Genomic DNA, 16,920 nt, shown 5'->3' with positions numbered 1-16,920 from the left:
TTCAAATATGTAGTGTTACTTCTGAGCGACTTTTATCGAATTGTAAGTCTGAAGCATTTGTTGGTATTCCTTACTACTTTCTCCAAGTCGCAACTTAATTTCCTGCATAGCTTTTTTAAAGTCTTTCATTTGAGCACCGGAGACAACAAACGGCTCGGTAGGGGGAACATCAATCTTCCAGTTACATGTTTCTAATATAGGAGATAAAGCTGTTTTCAAACCTGTAGTATTAAATACCGCTGTAACAGGGCTTTCGTTATAAGGAGTTATTTGTGCCACGAATTGATTTGATGAAGTTATATCACGCAGTAAGCTCATAGAATTTTGCGCAAAGGATGCTTTTTTATCAGTAGATAAAGACCAATTGGAGGTTTCTGCTGATTTAGACCCAACTCGGGTTGTGACTATTGCTTCACTACCCAAATAATGATTCCAATTTATGTAAACTTCTGTTTTACCACTTTTACAACGGACATAAAAGCTTATTGGATTCCCCAAGATATTTGATCCATTAGATGCAATGAGAGAAAGAGTTATCGTCTTTGTATCATCTAAAGGGTTGATTTGGGTAAATATTCTCCAATCCCCTTCTGTGCGCTTCGTTTCCTTCACTGTACTTACAAAACCTGACTTTTGAGCCAGTTCATCGTAACAAGCTAACCTATCAAGGGATGAAGTATTGTTAGCACATTTAGAAAACTCAGTTTTATTAATTGCTGCTTGTGTATTTGCGGCATAAAGCAAAAGCAATATTTGATAAGCTGTATTAGGTTTGAAAGAAAGCATGAGTGAATTCCCTTTTAGTAATAATTGATACTGTTATGAGTTAAACAAATCATCGTAGCAATAAATAGTAACTCCCCTGTAATACGCGATTGTATCTGTGATATGTTCATGCCATACCTCGTCGGCAAGCTGCGGCGGTGTGATTGGCGTATCTGGATATTTCGACTTCAATGTCAGAAATTGTTTATACAGTACTTCTGCTTGAAAACAATCATCCTCTGTCATCCCAGCTGCGGTTTTGAGTCTATGTGTTACTCGGCTCAGATCCAAGCCCTTAAGTCGCTCACTAAGATTTGTCATCTTAATGTTCCTTTCTGCTTTCTATCTTCAGGGTATCAAATCTAAACTTAGCGCTATTTTCAAAATTGGACAACCGCTGGCAATGCTAGGTGCTAAATACTCGAGTATTCAAAACCTCTTTAAATATTAAATAGCTTCCGAATATCCAAAGTTTCATCAATTAGGTAATACACAATTTGTCTGGGAAAGTTGATAAGAGGAGAATTCAAGGCACAAAAAAACAGCTTTAGCTGTTTTAGGATGGCGGAGAGAGAGGGAGTCGAACCCTCGATACGCTATAAACGTATACACGAGTTCCAGTCGTGCGCCTTAAGCCACTCAGCCATCTCTCCGCACTGAATTGCGGGGCTAATACTATGAAAAGCCTCGCACTTTATCAAGCAGTTTTTTGCTTTTAGGATCTATTTGTCTATTAATCCTACTATTTCTGCAAGGATGCAGAAAAATCTAGCATGCGATTGAGCGAACGTAGTGCGCCTTCACGCAATTCCATATCAACGAAGACTTCTTTGCCTTGTGGGCTGATAAGCGCTTCTTCAATTGCCTGTAGGCCGTTCATTGCCATCCAAGGGCAATGGGCACAGCTGCGGCATGTAGCGCCTTCACCAGCGGTTGGTGCTTCGAAGAACTCTTTCTCAGGACAAAGTTGCTGCATTTTGTAGAAGATACCGCGATCGGTAGCAACGATAAACTTCTGATTATCCATTTCTTGCGCAGCTTTAATTAACTGACTCGTTGAGCCTACCGCATCCGCTAAGTCTACAATTTCCGCAGGAGACTCAGGATGAACCAGTACCGCAGCGTCAGGATGTAGCTGCTTCATGTCTTTAAGGGCTTTGGTTTTAAATTCATCATGAACGATACACGCACCATTCCACATGATCATATCGGCACCCGTTTTCTTTTGGATATAAGAACCCAAGTGCTTATCCGGACCCCAGATAATTTTTTCGCCTTGCTCATCAAGGTGCTCAACAATCTCAAGCGCGCAAGAGGAAGTGACGATCCAATCCGCTCTGGCCTTTACCGCAGTTGAAGTATTGGCGTATACCACCACTTTTCTGTCTGGGTGTTGATCGCAAAACGCAGAGAACTCGTCGATAGGGCAACCAACGTCCAACGAGCAAGTTGCTTCGAGTGTTGGCATCACAACAGTTTTGTGCGGTGTTAATATTTTTGCCGTTTCGCCCATAAAGCGCACGCCGGCGACGATGATCATGTCTTTGTCTTCTTGCTTAGCGCCAAACCGTGCCATTTCTAATGAATCAGCAACACAGCCGCCAGTTTCTTCAGCAAGTGCTTGGATCTCAGGATCAGTATAATAATGGGCAACCAGTACCGCATTTTTTTCAACTAATAGCGCTTTGATACGCGCTTTATACTCTGCTTTTTCTTCAACGGTAAGAGGGGCAGGTTTTGGAGGGAAGATATAATCTTCCGGCATAATACGTTCAGCTAGACTCATTTCTCGACCACTAGTCCACATTGCATAATTAGGTAGAATTATACGAAAAATACAGGGGTAATCCTAGCGAATGTTTAGCTCAAAATGGCGAGTTTAAGAAAGTATTTTGAATAATATATGAAGAATAAGAGGATGGTGGGTCATGATGGACTCGAACCATCGACCAATGGATTAAAAGTCCACTGCTCTACCAACTGAGCTAATGACCCGCTCAAGAATTATAAGTGCCATTAATTCGTCCTGAAGAGGTGTTCCGGCTCGTCGTCCTGACTCGCGTTCAAAAAGCTGCGAAGCTTAGCTTCGGTCTTTTTTCACCCAACTGAGCTAATGACTTGCTCAAAATTGAATTCATATGCTTGTAAGTGGTGGGTCATGATGGACTCGAACCATCGACCAATGGATTAAAAGTCCACTGCTCTACCAACTGAGCTAATGACCCGCTCAAGCATTAAAAATGCCATTAATTCGTCCTGAAGAGGTGTTCCGGCTCGTCGTCCTGACTCGCGTTCAAAAAGCTGCGAAGCTTAGCTTCGGTCTTTTTTCACCCAACTGAGCTAATGACCCGCTCAAAATTGAATTCGTATGCTTGTAAGTGGTGGGTCATGATGGACTCGAACCATCGACCAATGGATTAAAAGTCCACTGCTCTACCAACTGAGCTAATGACCCGCTCAAGCATTAAAAGTGCCATTGATTCATCCTGAAGAGGTGTTCCGGCTCGTCGTCCTGACTCGCGTTCAAAAAGCTGCGAAGCGTTGATTCGGTCTTTTTTCACCCAACTGAGCTAATGACCCGCTCAAAATCGAATTCGCATGCTTGTAAGTGGTGGGTCATGATGGACTCGAACCATCGACCAATGGATTAAAAGTCCACTGCTCTACCAACTGAGCTAATGACCCGCTCAAGCATTAAAAATGCCATTAATTCATCCTGAAGAGGTGTTCCGGCTCGTCGTCCTGACTCGCGTTCAAAAAGCTGCGAAGCTTAGCTTCGGTCTTTTTTCACCCAACTGAGCTAATGACCCGCTCAAAATTGAATTCGTATGCTTGTAAGTGGTGGGTCATGATGGACTCGAACCATCGACCAATGGATTAAAAGTCCACTGCTCTACCAACTGAGCTAATGACCCGCTCAAGCATTAAAAGTGCCATTGATTCATCCTGAAGAGGTGTTCCGGCTCGTCGTCCTGACTCGCGTTCAAAAAGCTGCGAAGCGTTGATTCGGTCTTTTTTCACCCAACTGAGCTAATGACCCGCTCAAAATCGAATTCGCATGCTTGTAAGTGGTGGGTCATGATGGACTCGAACCATCGACCAATGGATTAAAAGTCCACTGCTCTACCAACTGAGCTAATGACCCGCTCAAGCATTAAAAATGCCATTAATTCATCCTGAAGAGGTGTTCCGGCTCGTCGTCCTGACTCGCGTTCAAAAAGCTGCGAAGCGTTGCTTCGGTCTTTTTTCACCCAACTGAGCTAATGACCCGCTCAAAATTGAATTCATATGCTTGTAAGTGGTGGGTCATGATGGACTCGAACCATCGACCAATGGATTAAAAGTCCACTGCTCTACCAACTGAGCTAATGACCCGCTCAAGCATTAAAAGTGCCATTAATTCATCCTGAAGAGGTGTTCCGGCTCGTCGTCCTGACTCGCGTTCAAAAAGCTGCGAAGCGTTGCTTCGGTCTTTTTTCACCCAACTGAGCTAATGACCCGCTCAAATATGAATTCTAAAGCTTGTAAAGTGGTGGGTCATGATGGACTCGAACCATCGACCAATGGATTAAAAGTCCACTGCTCTACCAACTGAGCTAATGACCCACTTAACGCAGCAGTGTTTTGTTACCAATCGCCTGCTGCGGGCGCTTATAATACTTATTTAAATTTTGAGTGCAACTGAAATAGCTAGTTTTTTTCACTTTTTATGACTAAGCGCCTAATTTTAAGGCACTCAGCTCAAAAAGTGATAATTACATCTTCGCTAAACGCTCTGTTGCCAATTTTGCAGGAGTCGTACTTGGATACTCTTTAATCAATTTATTAAGGAGCGTCTTCGCTTCGGCAGCTTGTCCCTGTTTATGTAAAATAGTACCCAGCTTTAACATCGCTTCTGGACGTTTATTCGATTCAGGGAAATTATCAACAACGGTTGCAAAATGAGACTTGGCTTTACCATCGTCAGATTTTATTAAGAATAGCTGACCTAGCCAGTAATGCGCGTTCGGCACATACACTGAATTTGGATACTGTTGTAAGAAACTTTGAAACTCGGGGATAGCCGCATCGTAGCGCTTATCCTTCATTATCATGTTTACTGTACGGTCGTACGCTTCATTTTCAGACAGATTGCTGCTGAATGCTTGTTCTGGGGTAATATCAGGCGTCACCGCAGCTGCGGTGGATTGTGACTGGTCATAAGCTTGACTAACGCGATTCTCGATCTCTTGATACAGCTCACGTTGACGTTGTAGCACTTTTTCAAGCTTATAGCTCTGCTCTTCTGTCACACCGCGCACTTGGCTTACTTCTTCTTGTAGAAGATTAAGCTGTTGCTGTAGCTCAGCCTGCAGCAAATTGCGGGTTCTCATCATACTCTCAAGTTGAGAGACACGTTCTTCCAGTGTTTGATTTGAATTTGCAGCTTCTGAAACAGGAGCGGGAGCAGCCCAAACTTGGGCGCTCCCGCTCATGAGTAAGAATGCTGCCAAAATAGTATTCGGCTTCATAATAACTCTTTCTTAGTACACTAATACCGCGCGACGGTTCTTAGCGAACGCTTCTTCTGTGCGTGACTTAACCATTGGTTTTTCTTCACCATAGCTCACTACAGAGATTTGGCTGTCAGAAACACCTAGGCTTTGAAGGTATTTAGCCACTGCTTTACCACGGCTCTCACCTAGTGCGATGTTATACTCAGGCGTACCACGCTCGTCCGCGTGACCTTCCACAAGTACTTTCACGCTTGGGTTTTTCACTAGGAAATCAGCGTGCGCTTGAAGTAGTTCAGCATATTTGCTCTGAATAGTAGATTTATCGAAATCGAAGTAAACGATCTGCTCTTGACGTAGGGCTTCGTATTTCTCACGTAGCTTTTCTTCAGCAGATTTCTCGCGAGACATAGTGTTTACGTCAACAGTGTTGTCTTGTGTGGTTGCCGCTTGGTTGCTTTCGCTAGCCGCGCCCTCATCAACACTTGAAGATGAGCTACATGCTGCAAGTGTCATCACTGGCAACGCGACCATTAAGGCTTTTAGAGTTTTGTTAAGTTGCATCGAGTATATTCCTATATCTTTATAAATCTAACCAGCAAAATTACTGTAAAAACGGCGACCAGGCTGGTGCCTTAACTTGACCGTCCAAGACAGGTAACCTTGCCTTGAAACGACCATCCATAGACACCAATGCCAATACCTGCTTATTATTGTGCAAGGTGCTGTATATTATCATCGAACCATTTGGTGCAATACTCGGGGACTCATCTAGTCTCGTACGAGTCAGCACTTGAAACAACCCGGAATCTAATTCTTTTTTCGCAATGTGGTAACGGCCCAGCGTGCGGTTAACCATAATCAGACGTTTACCATCTGGCGTGATCGAACCTGCTAAGTTCATGTCGCCGTCGAACGTAATTCGCTTAGACCTACCAGTTTTTAAATTTAACTTATAAATCTGAGCATTACCACCCCTTTCAGATGTATACACAATTTCTTGACCGTTTGGATGCCAAGACGGCTCAGTATCTATACTACGATGACGAGTTAAGCGTGTTTCTTGACGAGTTTTCAAGTCGATTAGATACACTTCTGTCGCACCACCTGAATCTTTAGAGAGTACAGCAAGTAATTTAGTTCCATCTGGAGAAAATTGTGGCGCGCCATTAATACCAGGGTGACTCGTGATCAGTTCACGTTTTCCGGTGTAAATGTCTTGAATGTAGATTTGCGATTGGCGATTTTCAAAAGTCACGTACGCAAGTTTGTTTGCATCCGGCGACCATGCAGGAGACATTAACGGCTCTTTTGAGCGTAATAACACCTGTTCGTTGTAGCCATCATAATCGGCAACAACCAATTGGTATGGCTTATCTTGGCCATCACGTACGATGACGTAGGCAATCTTAGTTCTAAATGCGCCTCTTTCACCTGTTAAAGCTTCATATACTACGTCGCTAATTTGGTGCGCGTAATTTCTAAAGCCTGTACTGCTAACAATACTTTGGCGTCCTTCTAGCACATGGTCGTCGCTTTGCATTAAGCGACCATTTGACATAATGCGAGTTTCACCACCGGTAAGCTGCGCTCTGATCACATCGATCAATTCATACTTTACCAGGTAGCGCCCTGCAGATTGCTGAGTCACGGTACCTACGACTACCGCTTCAACCCCCGCATCTACCCACGCAGCGTAGTCGATTTCCGAGTCAGTGGTTGGTAATTGCGGCATATCAGCCTCGGCAACGGGCTTAAATTTACCGCTGCGCATTAAGTCTGCAGAAATAACGTCACTTAAACTCGACGGCATTTCACCAGTACCATTATATTTAAATGGCACAATTGCGATGGGTCTAGCACTGTCTACCCCTTCTGTTATCACAATTTCAAGTGCGGCTTGCGCAAACTGTGATACACCCAGAGTAAAAACCAGCAATAAGGTTGTGAACTTCTTTAGCATGTTCGTCCTTTAAAAATTTGGTTTAATTGTTAAATTGATATTCTTAAGCTGCTCAAACACGTCTTTATCTTTAGAAACAGGTAAAGTATCTGCCATTTTCACAGCACGGATAGCAGCTTCACACACTAGCTTGTCGCCACCCAATGACTCAACATGTGTCACGAGACCGTTGAAGGCTAAACGAATGTTTACTCGGCATTGTTTACCTTTCATTGTTTCATCTATAAGTAAGTTTGCTTGAATGCGTTGCATAATAAGTGCTTTAAACTTATCTACTTCGCTTAATACTTGCTGTTGACGGATCCTAGCTCTTGCTGCCTGCTCTTTCGCAAGCTGGTCACGCAGCATTTGTTCCTCAAGTGCCTTTTGACGTTGACGCTCCGCTTCTTCCGCTTTTCGTTTTTCCTCGGCTTCGCGACGTTTCCTCGCCTCTTCAGCCTTTCTTAAACGATCTTCCTCAGCTTGGCGCTGGGCTGCAGCTTTTTTAGCAGCTTCTTCTGCAGCGGCTTTTTCGGCTCTCGCTTTATCAGCCTGCTCACGTTGCTTTTTCTCTATTTCGCGAGCGCGTTTGGCTTGCGCCTCAGCTTGGCGAGTCTCTTCCAACTTCGCTTGACGCTCTTGCTCCAGTTTTTTAATGCGGCGCGCTTCGGCTTCCCGGTCTTTTCTGGCTTGCTGCGCACGCCGTTCAAGATCTCGAATACGGCGATCTTCAGCAGCTTGCTTTTCTTCTTCACGCTTTTTTAAATCAGCAATCTTTTTCTCAACCGCTTGCTGATCAACCGACACAGCAGAAACCGCTCTTTCAGGCTTTTGATCTTTTTGCTGTGGATTTAAGGTGACTTCCATCACAGTAGGTGTTTCAACTTGAAAATTTGCCGTAGCAAATAGCAGACCGCCAATCGCGCCATGAAGCAATACTGACTTAACTACGCTGCTAGATAATGAACTCATTACTCATCCTCAAATGATTTAGTCATTAGGCCAACAGAAGGAACACCCGCTTTTTTCAAGAAATCCATTAAATAAAGGACTTCTTGATACGACACTCTGCCTGAACCTTTAATCATTACAGGAGTATCTGGATTTTGTTCTAACTTAAGTTTAATCACCGCAGCTACTTCTACGGCATCCATCGGTGCTTCAGGATCGGTACCAACAGTCACAAAATAGCGACCTTCAGCATCAATGGTGGCGATAATCGGTGGCGAGTCTTTGGTTTCAACCAATTCAGACTCTTCCATCTGAGGTAAGTCTACTTTTACGCCGTGTTGGATAAGTGGAGCCGTTGCCATAAAGATGATTAACAGCACCAACATAACATCAATATAAGGAACGACGTTGATCTCCGCGACGGGACGGCGTCTCTTACGCTGATACATTTTGTTTTGCCTCTACTTGTGTTGCAGCCTGACGATAAAGGATATTAGCGAACTCTTCCATAAAGTTTATGTACTGAGTTTCTAGCTTTTCTACATTTTTGGCAAATCGGTTATACGCCATTACCGCTGGAATTGCCGCAAACAGACCCATGGCTGTCGCAATCAAAGCTTCGGCAATACCTGGCGCAACCATTTGCAGTGTCGCTTGTTTCACTTCGCCGAGCGCGATGAAGGCATTCATGATCCCCCAAACAGTACCAAATAGACCGATATAAGGACTGATAGAGCCAACTGTCGCTAAAAAAGAGAGGCTTGATTCTAACTTTTCAATTTCACGAGAAAGCGCGACACGCATTGAACGGTGAGTACCTTCAACAACAATCGAAGGAGATTGGATATTGCCTTTTTTATGCTTTGCAAATTCTTTAAAGCCGGATACAAATAACGCTTCTAATCCTGTTGCACTACCCGTTCTTGCGGCTATTTCATTATACAGTTTGCTAAGATCCATACCGGACCAAAATTTTTGCTCGAAATTCTTTGATTGGTTTTGGGCTTGAGAAATGACAGTTTTACGTTGAAAAATAATTGCCCAAGAAGCAATAGATAATCCCACCAGGGTCAACATAACAAGTTGTACCAAAAAGCTGGCTTTTAAAATTAGATCGACAAAATTTAGTCCCGATTCCACGTTATTATACTCCCAAAAGTGTTTCGGCAATGGTAGCCATTTATATTCTTGCGCTCTACCGAGCAATATCTAGAGATAGACTAGATTTACTACCAAAAGGTTCAGCTAGTTTAACCACACTACAAATACCTTACAATCTCAATACTGCGAATTCATTGTATTTGACGATAAATAGAGCAAAACAGTGTAACTCCCTTTGCTTTACCCAAACTTAAGCAAATTCGACACTCTCCAACACAGCCTCTAAATATGATCTAAAACTGCATAAAATAGGAGTTTTATGCACAAATAGAGAATAAAACCTCAAAAAACACATTGGTCTTACCAATTAACAACAAATTATCTAATATTCATATTTTGCGCATTTAACATACAATACCATATTTTACATAAACTTACACATATACATTACTATACTTAAGCTCACTTTTTAGCCTTTATAAAAATTTTGATATTAGTTTTTTCTATCTGAAAAAAGAATTTTTCTAGTTTGATGAAACACCAAAACCTCTTTAATATACACCCTGTACTGAGCGAGCAGCTGAAGTTTCAGCAAAGCACAGTTACTTGCAATAGGATTCTGATTTTTCGTATTGCTTAGATGACGCATTTTGTGGATAAAACCCAAAGTAACTCATCTTGTTCCCTGGATTACTTCCTTCAACTTGTTGTTTTGCCCGCATTATTTGCGGGCTTTTTTTTGCCTGAAATTTGGTGCAAGCTCCTTATTACGATCCACGTTTTCTTTAACACCCGGTCATTTTGCGGTTTTTATTTAGCACTTGGTTTAAAGGACGAGACAATCTACAAATAGTTTAAGCAACGTATAGCCCACACAGGTCGAGATAAATTTACCTGAGGTTTAGCAGTTAGCGCTAAAACTGGCTACTAGAAAGGCATTAATTATCCGAAGCTCAGGTAAATTACTTCAGCAGTGATGGATCTTGCCTGAATTTAGCTGACACAAAATAATGGATTTGTGCAAACGCGATTTGCGATAAGCGAGTGTAGAAATGAAATAGCCGAGTGAATACTCGGCTATGAAGAATAAAGTTGTTCGTTACCCAGCTTAGATTATTCAGGCTTGTTTAGCTCAAAATGCATGTAGGCTTTGTCAGAGACAATACGTCCCCTTGGCGTGCGTTGAATAAAGCCTTGTTGGATCAAAAATGGTTCTATCACATCTTCGATGGTTTCTTTTTCTTCTCCGATTGCCGCAGCAAGGTTATCTAGACCAACTGGGCCACCGGTAAACTTTTCTATGATTGCCAGCAGATATTTGCGGTCCATATAATCGAAGCCACATTTATCAACATCGACCATATCCAACGCTAGATGTGCAATCTCTTCAGTGATAGAGCCATCCCCCTTCACTTCAGCAAAGTCTCTTACCCTGCGTAGTAAACGGTTTGCTATTCGTGGCGTACCGCGCGCTCGACGCGCCACTTCAGTTGCGCCCGACTCGCTGATCTCTAGATTTAAATGATACGCTGAGCGAGTCACTATCGAAGACAAATCCGCAACCGAGTAAAACTCCAAGCGCTGCACAATACCAAAGCGGTCTCTCAATGGTGAGGTTAACGAGCCGGCACGTGTCGTTGCACCAACTAAAGTAAAAGGTGGTAAATCCAGTTTAATCGAGCGTGCTGCTGGACCTTCACCAATCATGATGTCCAATTGGTAGTCTTCCATAGCGGGATAGAGAATTTCTTCCACCTGAGGACTTAAACGATGGATTTCATCAATAAATAACACATCCCCTTCTTCAAGGTTAGTGAGCAATGCGGCTAAATCTCCTGCTTTTTCAAGTACAGGCCCCGAGGTCGTTTTAATATTAACCTCGAGCTCGTTTGCAACAATATTTGCAAGCGTGGTTTTACCTAAACCCGGCGGACCAAATATCAGTAAGTGATCTAAGGCTTCCTGTCTTGAACGCGCTGCCGCTATAAAAATTTCCATTTGCTTTTTAACATGCGGCTGACCAGTATAATCATTTAGTAATTTAGGTCTAATTGCCCTATCAACTAAATCTTCATTACCTTGGATCTCGGGTTCAATTAATCTATCTGCTTCAATCATAGTTACATCATCGATTTAAGAGCATCTTTAATGATACTCTCGGTCGTCATGCCTTCTCTGTTAACGGCTTTTACCGCTTTTTGTGCTTGAACTTGTTTATACCCTAATGCCATTAAGGCTGCAATTGCTTCATCTGCGGGGGTATCACTTACTGTCGGATGCTCTTGCGGCGCAAGTACAGCAGCATCGCTAAACGGTGTGAGTAAGTCATTGCCAAAGTCTTTTAGCTTATCTTTCATTTCAAGCACTAGGCGTTCAGCAGTCTTCTTACCAACTCCCGGGATCTTAACCAAAGTAGTCGCATCACCATGATTCACGCAGCTAACAAATTGCTCCGCTGACATGCCCGACAAAATTGCAAGTCCGAGCTTTGGACCGACTCCGTTCGCTTTAATTAACGTTCGAAACAATGCACGTGCGATCTTGGTATTAAAACCGAACAGTAACTGCGCATCTTCACGCACCACAAAGTGAGTAAATACTGAAACCGGCTCACCTACGCTCGGTAATTCATAAAAACAGGTCATTGGCATTTGTACTTCGTAGCCTACACCTGCAACATCAATTAATATCTCTGGTGGCTGCTTTTCTAACAGTGTTCCGCTTAATTTTCCTATCATGGTTATCTCAACCTTCCTCTTACGGTTTTACGCGCTGCGCCTGCCATTTTTATTAAGTTTTGCCTTGAGTGCGCGTGACAAATCGCTACCGCCAACGCATCTGCAGCATCAGCTTGGGGTGTGCCAGGCAGCTTTAATATGCGCTTTACCATTTCCTGTACTTGGGCCTTGTCTGCACCACCGGTACCCGCAACGGCTTGTTTAACTTGCCTTGCCGAATATTCACTCACAACCACTGACTGCATGGTCGCTGCAACAATGGCCGCACCTCGCGCTTGACCAAGTTTTAAGGCCGAACTTGGATTGTGCGCAACGAACACTTGCTCAATCGCAAAGTCGCTCGGCGAAAACTGCTCTATGAGCTGTGTGATCCCTTGATAGATCATTTTTAATCGAGTGGGAAAGTCGTGTTCACCAACTTTGATGCAACCGCTCCCCAAATATTGGAACTTTGCACCTTGGTGAGCGATCACGCCATAGCCTGTAAATCTTGACCCCGGATCAATTCCTAAAATGACAGCCAAATGCATCGTCTCATTGTTTTTTGGTTATAATGCCAAAATACTGTATAGATTACCAGTTATAAGCTAGTTCATCTGATCAAAAAAGGCGACCAAAGTCGCCTCTTTTACATCAGGTTGACGAACTTACTCGCCTTCACCTTGCTCTGCTAACTGCTTTTCTATTGAGATAGCAAGCTCTTTTAGCGCATCTGGGTTTGCAGGGCTTGGCGCATCAGTCATCAAGCACGACGCTTGCGTTGTTTTCGGGAAAGCAATAACGTCACGGATATTGTCAGTGCCGCACAATAGCATCACCAAACGGTCAAGACCAAATGCCAAACCTGCATGTGGAGGCGTGCCATATTTCAGTGCGTCGAGTAAGAAACCAAACTTCTCTTGCTGCTCAGATTCTTCAATACCCAGAATTCTAAACGCCGCCTGTTGCATTTCGTTGTTGTGAATACGAACCGAACCACCACCGACTTCGTAGCCGTTAAGTACCATATCGTATGCGTCAGAAAGTGTCCCAGCCGGGTTTGCTTCAAGTTCCGCAGCACTTACGCCCTTAGGTGCAGTAAACGGGTGGTGTACCGCGTGTAGGTTACCTTCGTCGTCTTCTTCAAACATCGGGAAGTCAACAACCCAAAGTGGTGCCCACTTAGTAAGGTCAGTGATTTCTAAATCAAGACCAATCTTCAGACGTAGCGCGCCCATCGCTTCGTTTACGGTATTACGCTTGTCTGCGCCGAATAGAATAATGTCGCCTGTGTTTGCGCCTGTGCGCTCAAGCAGTGCATTGATCACTTCTTCGTTCAAAAACTTAGCGATTGGTGACTGTACGCCGTCGATGCCAGCATCACGGTCGTTCACTTTCATCCATGCAAGGCCTTTCGCACCGTAAATACCTACAAATTTAGTGTATTCATCGATTTGCTTACGTGAAAGTTGTGCGCCACCAGGTACTGCCAATACTGCAACGCGACCTTTTTCGTCGTTAGCAGGGCCGCTTAGTACTTTAAATTCAACGTCTTTTACGATGTCTGCAACGTCGATAAGCTCAAGCGGGTTACGTAGGTCTGGTTTATCCGAACCATATTTGCTCATCGCTTCGCTGTATGGCATCACAGGGAATTCACCCAAATCAACATCTAGGAAAGACTGCCACATTTCGCGGATCATTTTTTCTGTCACGCCACGAACTTGATCTGAGTTCATAAATGACGTTTCGATATCTATCTGAGTGAACTCAGGCTGGCGATCGGCACGTAAGTCTTCATCACGGAAACATTTTACGATTTGATAGTAGCGGTCAAAACCAGACATCATTAGCAGCTGCTTAAATAGCTGCGGCGACTGCGGTAGCGCATAGAAGCTGCCTTTGTGAACACGACTTGGTACTAGATAGTCGCGTGCCCCTTCAGGTGTCGCTTTCGTTAGTACTGGCGTTTCAATGTCTAAGAATGCATTTTCATCCAAGAAACGACGCACGAAGCTACTCGCTTTAGCACGCATCTTAATACGATCGCTCATTTCTAGACGACGTAGGTCTAAATAACGGTATTTAAGACGACGCTCTTCAGAGTTTTGCTGATTGAAATCAAGCGGCAATGGTTCTGAACGATTGATAATGGTTAAGCCAGTACCTAAGATCTCAACTTCACCGGTTGCCATGTCTTTGTTTACTTGGCTTTCAGGACGCGCACGGACAACACCTTTGATCTGAACACAGAACTCTTGGCGCAACGTATTCGCTTTATCCATTAAGCCTTCCACTTCTGGATCGAATACCACTTGCACAAGCCCTTCTCTATCTCTTAAATCGACAAAGATTAGGCCGCCAAGGTCACGACGTTTATTGATCCAACCACATAGTTCAACTTCCTGATCTACATGGCTCTTATTTAGTTTTCCGCAATATATAGAGCGCATAAAATTCCTGTCAGTCCAGTTTGCTCTTACGACTAATCACTTCTCACCACACAATATGAATTCACAGTATTGGTAAGCCAGTCGCTAAGACTCATTTTCAATAACCGCCAATTATATAAAAATACGCTGCATTGTCATCCTCAATCTAAGGATCTGATACACTATTCACACATTTAATCGTTGTTTTGATCACTATGTTGTATCTGGGTTGCCCACAATGGAGTAGCGCACACTGGAAAGGTCGAGTATTTTCCAGCCATTGTAGTGCCACAAATATGCTCAAAGAGTATGGCCAAATTTTCAATAGCGTTGAAGGCAATACGACTTTTTATGCCGATCCAAATCCGCAGACCGTATTAAAATGGTTAGAACAAGTGCCCGATGACTTTCGCTTTACGTTTAAAATTCCTAGGCGTTTTAGTCATGAAATGGCGCTTAGCCACTGCCAAGATGAATTACTGGCTTGGTGTAAAAACATGGCACCGCTGTTTCCTAAATTAGGCGTATTAATGCTGCAATTACCTGCGCAGTTTGCGCCTGAACATATAAATAAAATGCGACAATTCTTATCTTGGTTGCCAAAAGCGCTAAAGGTTGGTGTTGAAGTACGGCATTGGGACTTTTTTCGCAAAGGCGATGCTGAGCGCAGATACAACCAATATTTAATCGAAAATGACTACAACCGCATCGTGATGGATACTCGCGCACTCTTTAGCGAGCCTGCCTGTACCCCTGCGATAGTAGATGCACAGCAAAAAAAGCCGCGATTACCAGTGCATGCTATTGCCACAGGGGACAGCCCTATTCTGCGCTTTGTTGGTTGCTCTCAGCTTGAATCTAACAGAGACTTTTATCAGCCTTGGTTAACAAAACTCAATCAGTGGCTTAGCGAAGGTAAATCACCTTATGTGTTTTTCCACACTGCAGACAATTTTGATGCACCATTTTTAGCAAGACAATTTATCGCTGATTTAGAGATACATCATCAAGTAAGCCATCCATTCCCCGCTGAAAAAGAAGCAAAGCAAGAGGCGCTGTTTTAATGTCCCATCCCTACTTTTTAAACTACTCCGAACAAGTCCAAACTCAAGTCACTCAATTAATAGAGAGTAAGCGACTCAGTGACTTTTTCAAAAGTCGCTATCCTGAGCCGCATCAAATAAAAAGCGACAAGCTACTCTACGAATATGTGGAAGGATTGAGGCAACAGTATTTAAAAAATACCCCACGGGTATCACAAGCTAAGTTTGAGAAGCGCAATAATATGGTATTAAATGCGTTAGGAACGCATACGTTTAAGACCACACGACACGGGCAAAAACAAAAGACCTCACACCAAATACACATAGCTGCACAGTTAAAACACGCTCCCGAGGCGGTGCTACGCGCATTGGTTGTGCACGAGTTAGCGCACTTTAAAGAGAAAGACCATAACAAGGCATTTTACAAGCTTTGTCAGCATATGGAGCCTCACTATCATCAACTGGAGCTAGAGTTACGGCTATTCATGCTGATGTGTGAGACTGAAGGCAACACCAATTACACTTAACTAAAGTGTAATTGGTGTTTATGCGAGACTAGCGTTTACAGCTTGGCGCAAAACCAGCCGCACGCGCTTTGCTCGCAGTTGCTTGGGCGGTTGTCATGTTAGCCTGTAATTGCTTAATTCGATTTTCAGGTGCGGGGTGCGTCGACATAAATTCTGGTGGACGCTGTTCGCTCGTTTTTGCCATATTTTGCCAAAGTGCAACCGAGCCTTCTGGATTAAAGCCTGCCTTAGCCATTAGATCCAAGCCAATAACATCCGCTTCGCTTTCATGAGAACGACTAAATGGCAGCGCGACACCGTACTGCGCGCCGAGACCTAATCCCTGCATAATGGCATTGCGATATTCGATATTATTCATTTCAAGCACCGCCGCACCGGCTTGCAGGCCAAACTGCAACACACTATTTTGCGACACACGCTCATTGGCGTGTTCAGCAATAACGTGCCCTACTTCATGGCCCATCACCGCCGCAAGTTGATCTTGGTTTTCTGCAACTTTGAGGATCCCCGTATGAACCCCAATTTTACCGCCGGGTAGCGCAAATGCATTGGCAGAGTCATCTTCAAATACCACAACTTCCCATTGCTGGTTTGCGTAGTTTGCAGGAAGTTGTGCTATTAAGGCATTTGCAATACACTTAACGTAGCGATTGGTTTTAGCATCAGTATCGACTTTTTGCTCTTGCTTCATTTGTTCAAAGCTCGCAACACCCATTTGGTCCATTTGCTGCTCTGAATAGAGTGCTAACTGAGTGCGTCCGGTAGGCGATGTTTTACAACCAGCAAGCGTTGCCGCCACAGCTATCGCGAGAACCAGTTTTTTCATAACTTGTTCCTTTTCTTTTTTATAACTTAAGTTTCTCTAAGTTTACCGCAATTTCGTCACTTAACGAGACTAACTTAGTACAATATAAAAAATTTTTCATGAACTTCTGCTGATCAGAACGCC

General features: G+C 43.6%; 16 protein-coding genes and 9 tRNA genes. 2 read left to right on the top strand and 23 right to left on the bottom strand.

Annotation, left to right across the window (positions count from 1 at the left end):
- Nucleotides 1-15: 15 nt before the first annotated feature.
- The 22 genes from B1L02_RS06140 to aspS form a co-directional block, all read right to left on the bottom strand.
- A complete protein-coding gene (locus B1L02_RS06140) occupies nt 16-786 on the bottom strand; it encodes a type VI secretion system-associated protein TagO (RefSeq protein ID WP_088530313.1) in 771 nt (256 codons plus the stop codon).
- Nucleotides 787-819: 33 nt separating this feature from the next.
- On the bottom strand, nt 820-1,086 hold the full coding sequence (locus B1L02_RS06135) for a hypothetical protein (protein WP_088530312.1): 267 nt from the start codon (nt 1,084-1,086) through the stop codon (nt 820-822).
- Between the two features lie 241 nt (nt 1,087-1,327).
- A tRNA-Ser gene (locus tag B1L02_RS06130) sits at nt 1,328-1,418 on the bottom strand.
- Between the two features lie 89 nt (nt 1,419-1,507).
- On the bottom strand, nt 1,508-2,551 hold the full coding sequence (gene nadA, locus B1L02_RS06125) for a quinolinate synthase NadA (protein WP_026000839.1): 1,044 nt from the start codon (nt 2,549-2,551) through the stop codon (nt 1,508-1,510).
- Nucleotides 2,552-2,684: 133 nt separating this feature from the next.
- Nucleotides 2,685-2,760 (bottom strand) — tRNA-Lys (locus B1L02_RS06120).
- Nucleotides 2,761-2,914: 154 nt separating this feature from the next.
- A tRNA-Lys gene (locus B1L02_RS06115) sits at nt 2,915-2,990 on the bottom strand.
- Nucleotides 2,991-3,144: 154 nt separating this feature from the next.
- Nucleotides 3,145-3,220 (bottom strand) — tRNA-Lys (locus tag B1L02_RS06110).
- Between the two features lie 154 nt (nt 3,221-3,374).
- Nucleotides 3,375-3,450 (bottom strand) — tRNA-Lys (locus B1L02_RS06105).
- Between the two features lie 154 nt (nt 3,451-3,604).
- Nucleotides 3,605-3,680: transfer RNA gene (locus B1L02_RS06100), tRNA-Lys, on the bottom strand.
- A gap of 154 nt (nt 3,681-3,834) precedes the next feature.
- A tRNA-Lys gene (locus B1L02_RS06095) sits at nt 3,835-3,910 on the bottom strand.
- A 154-nt stretch (nt 3,911-4,064) separates the two neighbouring features.
- Nucleotides 4,065-4,140 (bottom strand) — tRNA-Lys (locus B1L02_RS06090).
- A gap of 155 nt (nt 4,141-4,295) precedes the next feature.
- Nucleotides 4,296-4,371 (bottom strand) — tRNA-Lys (locus tag B1L02_RS06085).
- A 149-nt stretch (nt 4,372-4,520) separates the two neighbouring features.
- Nucleotides 4,521-5,276 carry a tol-pal system protein YbgF gene (gene ybgF, locus B1L02_RS06080; protein ID WP_088530311.1) on the bottom strand — a complete coding sequence of 252 codons (756 nt, stop codon included), beginning with the start codon at nt 5,274-5,276 and terminating at the stop codon, nt 4,521-4,523.
- 12 nt (nt 5,277-5,288) lie between these two features.
- Nucleotides 5,289-5,822, bottom strand: a complete 534-nt coding sequence (gene pal / locus B1L02_RS06075) for a peptidoglycan-associated lipoprotein Pal (RefSeq protein ID WP_088530310.1) — start codon at nt 5,820-5,822, stop codon at nt 5,289-5,291.
- Nucleotides 5,823-5,862: 40 nt separating this feature from the next.
- Nucleotides 5,863-7,221, bottom strand: coding sequence for a Tol-Pal system beta propeller repeat protein TolB (gene tolB, locus B1L02_RS06070; protein WP_088530309.1), 1,359 nt, complete (start codon nt 7,219-7,221; stop codon nt 5,863-5,865).
- Between the two features lie 9 nt (nt 7,222-7,230).
- A complete protein-coding gene (gene tolA, locus B1L02_RS06065; RefSeq protein WP_088530308.1) occupies nt 7,231-8,172 on the bottom strand; it encodes a cell envelope integrity protein TolA in 942 nt (313 codons plus the stop codon).
- Complete coding sequence (gene tolR / locus B1L02_RS06060) at nt 8,172-8,600, bottom strand: protein TolR (protein WP_010377593.1); 429 nt, start codon at nt 8,598-8,600, stop codon at nt 8,172-8,174. The genes tolA and tolR overlap by 1 nt, the downstream gene beginning before the upstream one ends.
- The gene (gene tolQ / locus B1L02_RS06055) at nt 8,587-9,291 is read right to left on the bottom strand and encodes a protein TolQ (RefSeq protein WP_088530307.1); all 705 of its coding nucleotides are present in this window, start codon (nt 9,289-9,291) and stop codon (nt 8,587-8,589) included. Before tolQ ends, tolR begins: the two co-directional genes overlap by 14 nt.
- A gap of 1,074 nt (nt 9,292-10,365) precedes the next feature.
- On the bottom strand, nt 10,366-11,370 hold the full coding sequence (ruvB, locus tag B1L02_RS06045; RefSeq protein WP_088530306.1) for a Holliday junction branch migration DNA helicase RuvB: 1,005 nt from the start codon (nt 11,368-11,370) through the stop codon (nt 10,366-10,368).
- 2 nt (nt 11,371-11,372) lie between these two features.
- Entirely contained in the window at nt 11,373-11,990 is a 618-nt protein-coding gene (ruvA, locus tag B1L02_RS06040) for a Holliday junction branch migration protein RuvA (protein WP_010377584.1), read from the bottom strand.
- Nucleotides 11,991-11,992: 2 nt separating this feature from the next.
- Nucleotides 11,993-12,514 (bottom strand): crossover junction endodeoxyribonuclease RuvC, encoded by a 522-nt coding sequence (gene ruvC / locus B1L02_RS06035; protein ID WP_010605128.1) that lies wholly within the window; start codon nt 12,512-12,514, stop codon nt 11,993-11,995.
- A gap of 123 nt (nt 12,515-12,637) precedes the next feature.
- A complete protein-coding gene (aspS, locus tag B1L02_RS06030) occupies nt 12,638-14,422 on the bottom strand; it encodes an aspartate--tRNA ligase (protein ID WP_088530305.1) in 1,785 nt (594 codons plus the stop codon).
- A 275-nt stretch (nt 14,423-14,697) separates the two neighbouring features.
- Here aspS and B1L02_RS06025 point away from each other — a divergent pair, with 275 nt between their 5' ends.
- Both B1L02_RS06025 and B1L02_RS06020 read left to right on the top strand, forming a co-directional pair.
- Nucleotides 14,698-15,465, top strand: coding sequence for a DUF72 domain-containing protein (locus B1L02_RS06025; RefSeq protein WP_088530304.1), 768 nt, complete (start codon nt 14,698-14,700; stop codon nt 15,463-15,465).
- Nucleotides 15,465-15,971 carry a M48 family metallopeptidase gene (locus B1L02_RS06020; RefSeq protein WP_088530303.1) on the top strand — a complete coding sequence of 169 codons (507 nt, stop codon included), beginning with the start codon at nt 15,465-15,467 and terminating at the stop codon, nt 15,969-15,971. Before B1L02_RS06025 ends, B1L02_RS06020 begins: the two co-directional genes overlap by 1 nt.
- 28 nt (nt 15,972-15,999) lie before the next feature.
- On the opposite strand, the gene B1L02_RS06015 is transcribed toward B1L02_RS06020, so the two are convergent.
- Nucleotides 16,000-16,797 carry a M48 family metallopeptidase gene (locus B1L02_RS06015; protein WP_088530302.1) on the bottom strand — a complete coding sequence of 266 codons (798 nt, stop codon included), beginning with the start codon at nt 16,795-16,797 and terminating at the stop codon, nt 16,000-16,002.
- Nucleotides 16,798-16,920: the final 123 nt, after the last annotated feature.

The sequence above is a fragment of the Pseudoalteromonas piscicida genome (assembly GCF_002208135.1).
In the GTDB taxonomy this organism is placed as follows: domain Bacteria; phylum Pseudomonadota; class Gammaproteobacteria; order Enterobacterales; family Alteromonadaceae; genus Pseudoalteromonas; species Pseudoalteromonas piscicida_A.
This window is presented reverse-complemented; position numbering and strand designations above follow the sequence as displayed.

Coding starts and splice junctions, on each gene's coding strand:
- B1L02_RS06135 (WP_088530312.1), bottom strand. CDS start 1,086: ATGACAAATCTTAGTGAGCGACTTAAGGGCTTGGATCTGAGCCGAGTA.
- pal (WP_088530310.1), bottom strand. CDS start 5,822: ATGCAACTTAACAAAACTCTAAAAGCCTTAATGGTCGCGTTGCCAGTG.
- ruvA (WP_010377584.1), bottom strand. CDS start 11,990: ATGATAGGAAAATTAAGCGGAACACTGTTAGAAAAGCAGCCACCAGAG.
- B1L02_RS06015 (WP_088530302.1), bottom strand. CDS start 16,797: ATGAAAAAACTGGTTCTCGCGATAGCTGTGGCGGCAACGCTTGCTGGT.
- B1L02_RS06025 (WP_088530304.1), top strand. CDS start 14,698: ATGCTCAAAGAGTATGGCCAAATTTTCAATAGCGTTGAAGGCAATACG.
- tolB (WP_088530309.1), bottom strand. CDS start 7,221: ATGCTAAAGAAGTTCACAACCTTATTGCTGGTTTTTACTCTGGGTGTA.
- B1L02_RS06140 (WP_088530313.1), bottom strand. CDS start 786: ATGCTTTCTTTCAAACCTAATACAGCTTATCAAATATTGCTTTTGCTT.
- tolR (WP_010377593.1), bottom strand. CDS start 8,600: ATGTATCAGCGTAAGAGACGCCGTCCCGTCGCGGAGATCAACGTCGTT.
- nadA (WP_026000839.1), bottom strand. CDS start 2,551: ATGAGTCTAGCTGAACGTATTATGCCGGAAGATTATATCTTCCCTCCA.
- ybgF (WP_088530311.1), bottom strand. CDS start 5,276: ATGAAGCCGAATACTATTTTGGCAGCATTCTTACTCATGAGCGGGAGC.
- B1L02_RS06020 (WP_088530303.1), top strand. CDS start 15,465: ATGTCCCATCCCTACTTTTTAAACTACTCCGAACAAGTCCAAACTCAA.
- ruvB (WP_088530306.1), bottom strand. CDS start 11,370: ATGATTGAAGCAGATAGATTAATTGAACCCGAGATCCAAGGTAATGAA.
- tolA (WP_088530308.1), bottom strand. CDS start 8,172: ATGAGTTCATTATCTAGCAGCGTAGTTAAGTCAGTATTGCTTCATGGC.
- aspS (WP_088530305.1), bottom strand. CDS start 14,422: ATGCGCTCTATATATTGCGGAAAACTAAATAAGAGCCATGTAGATCAG.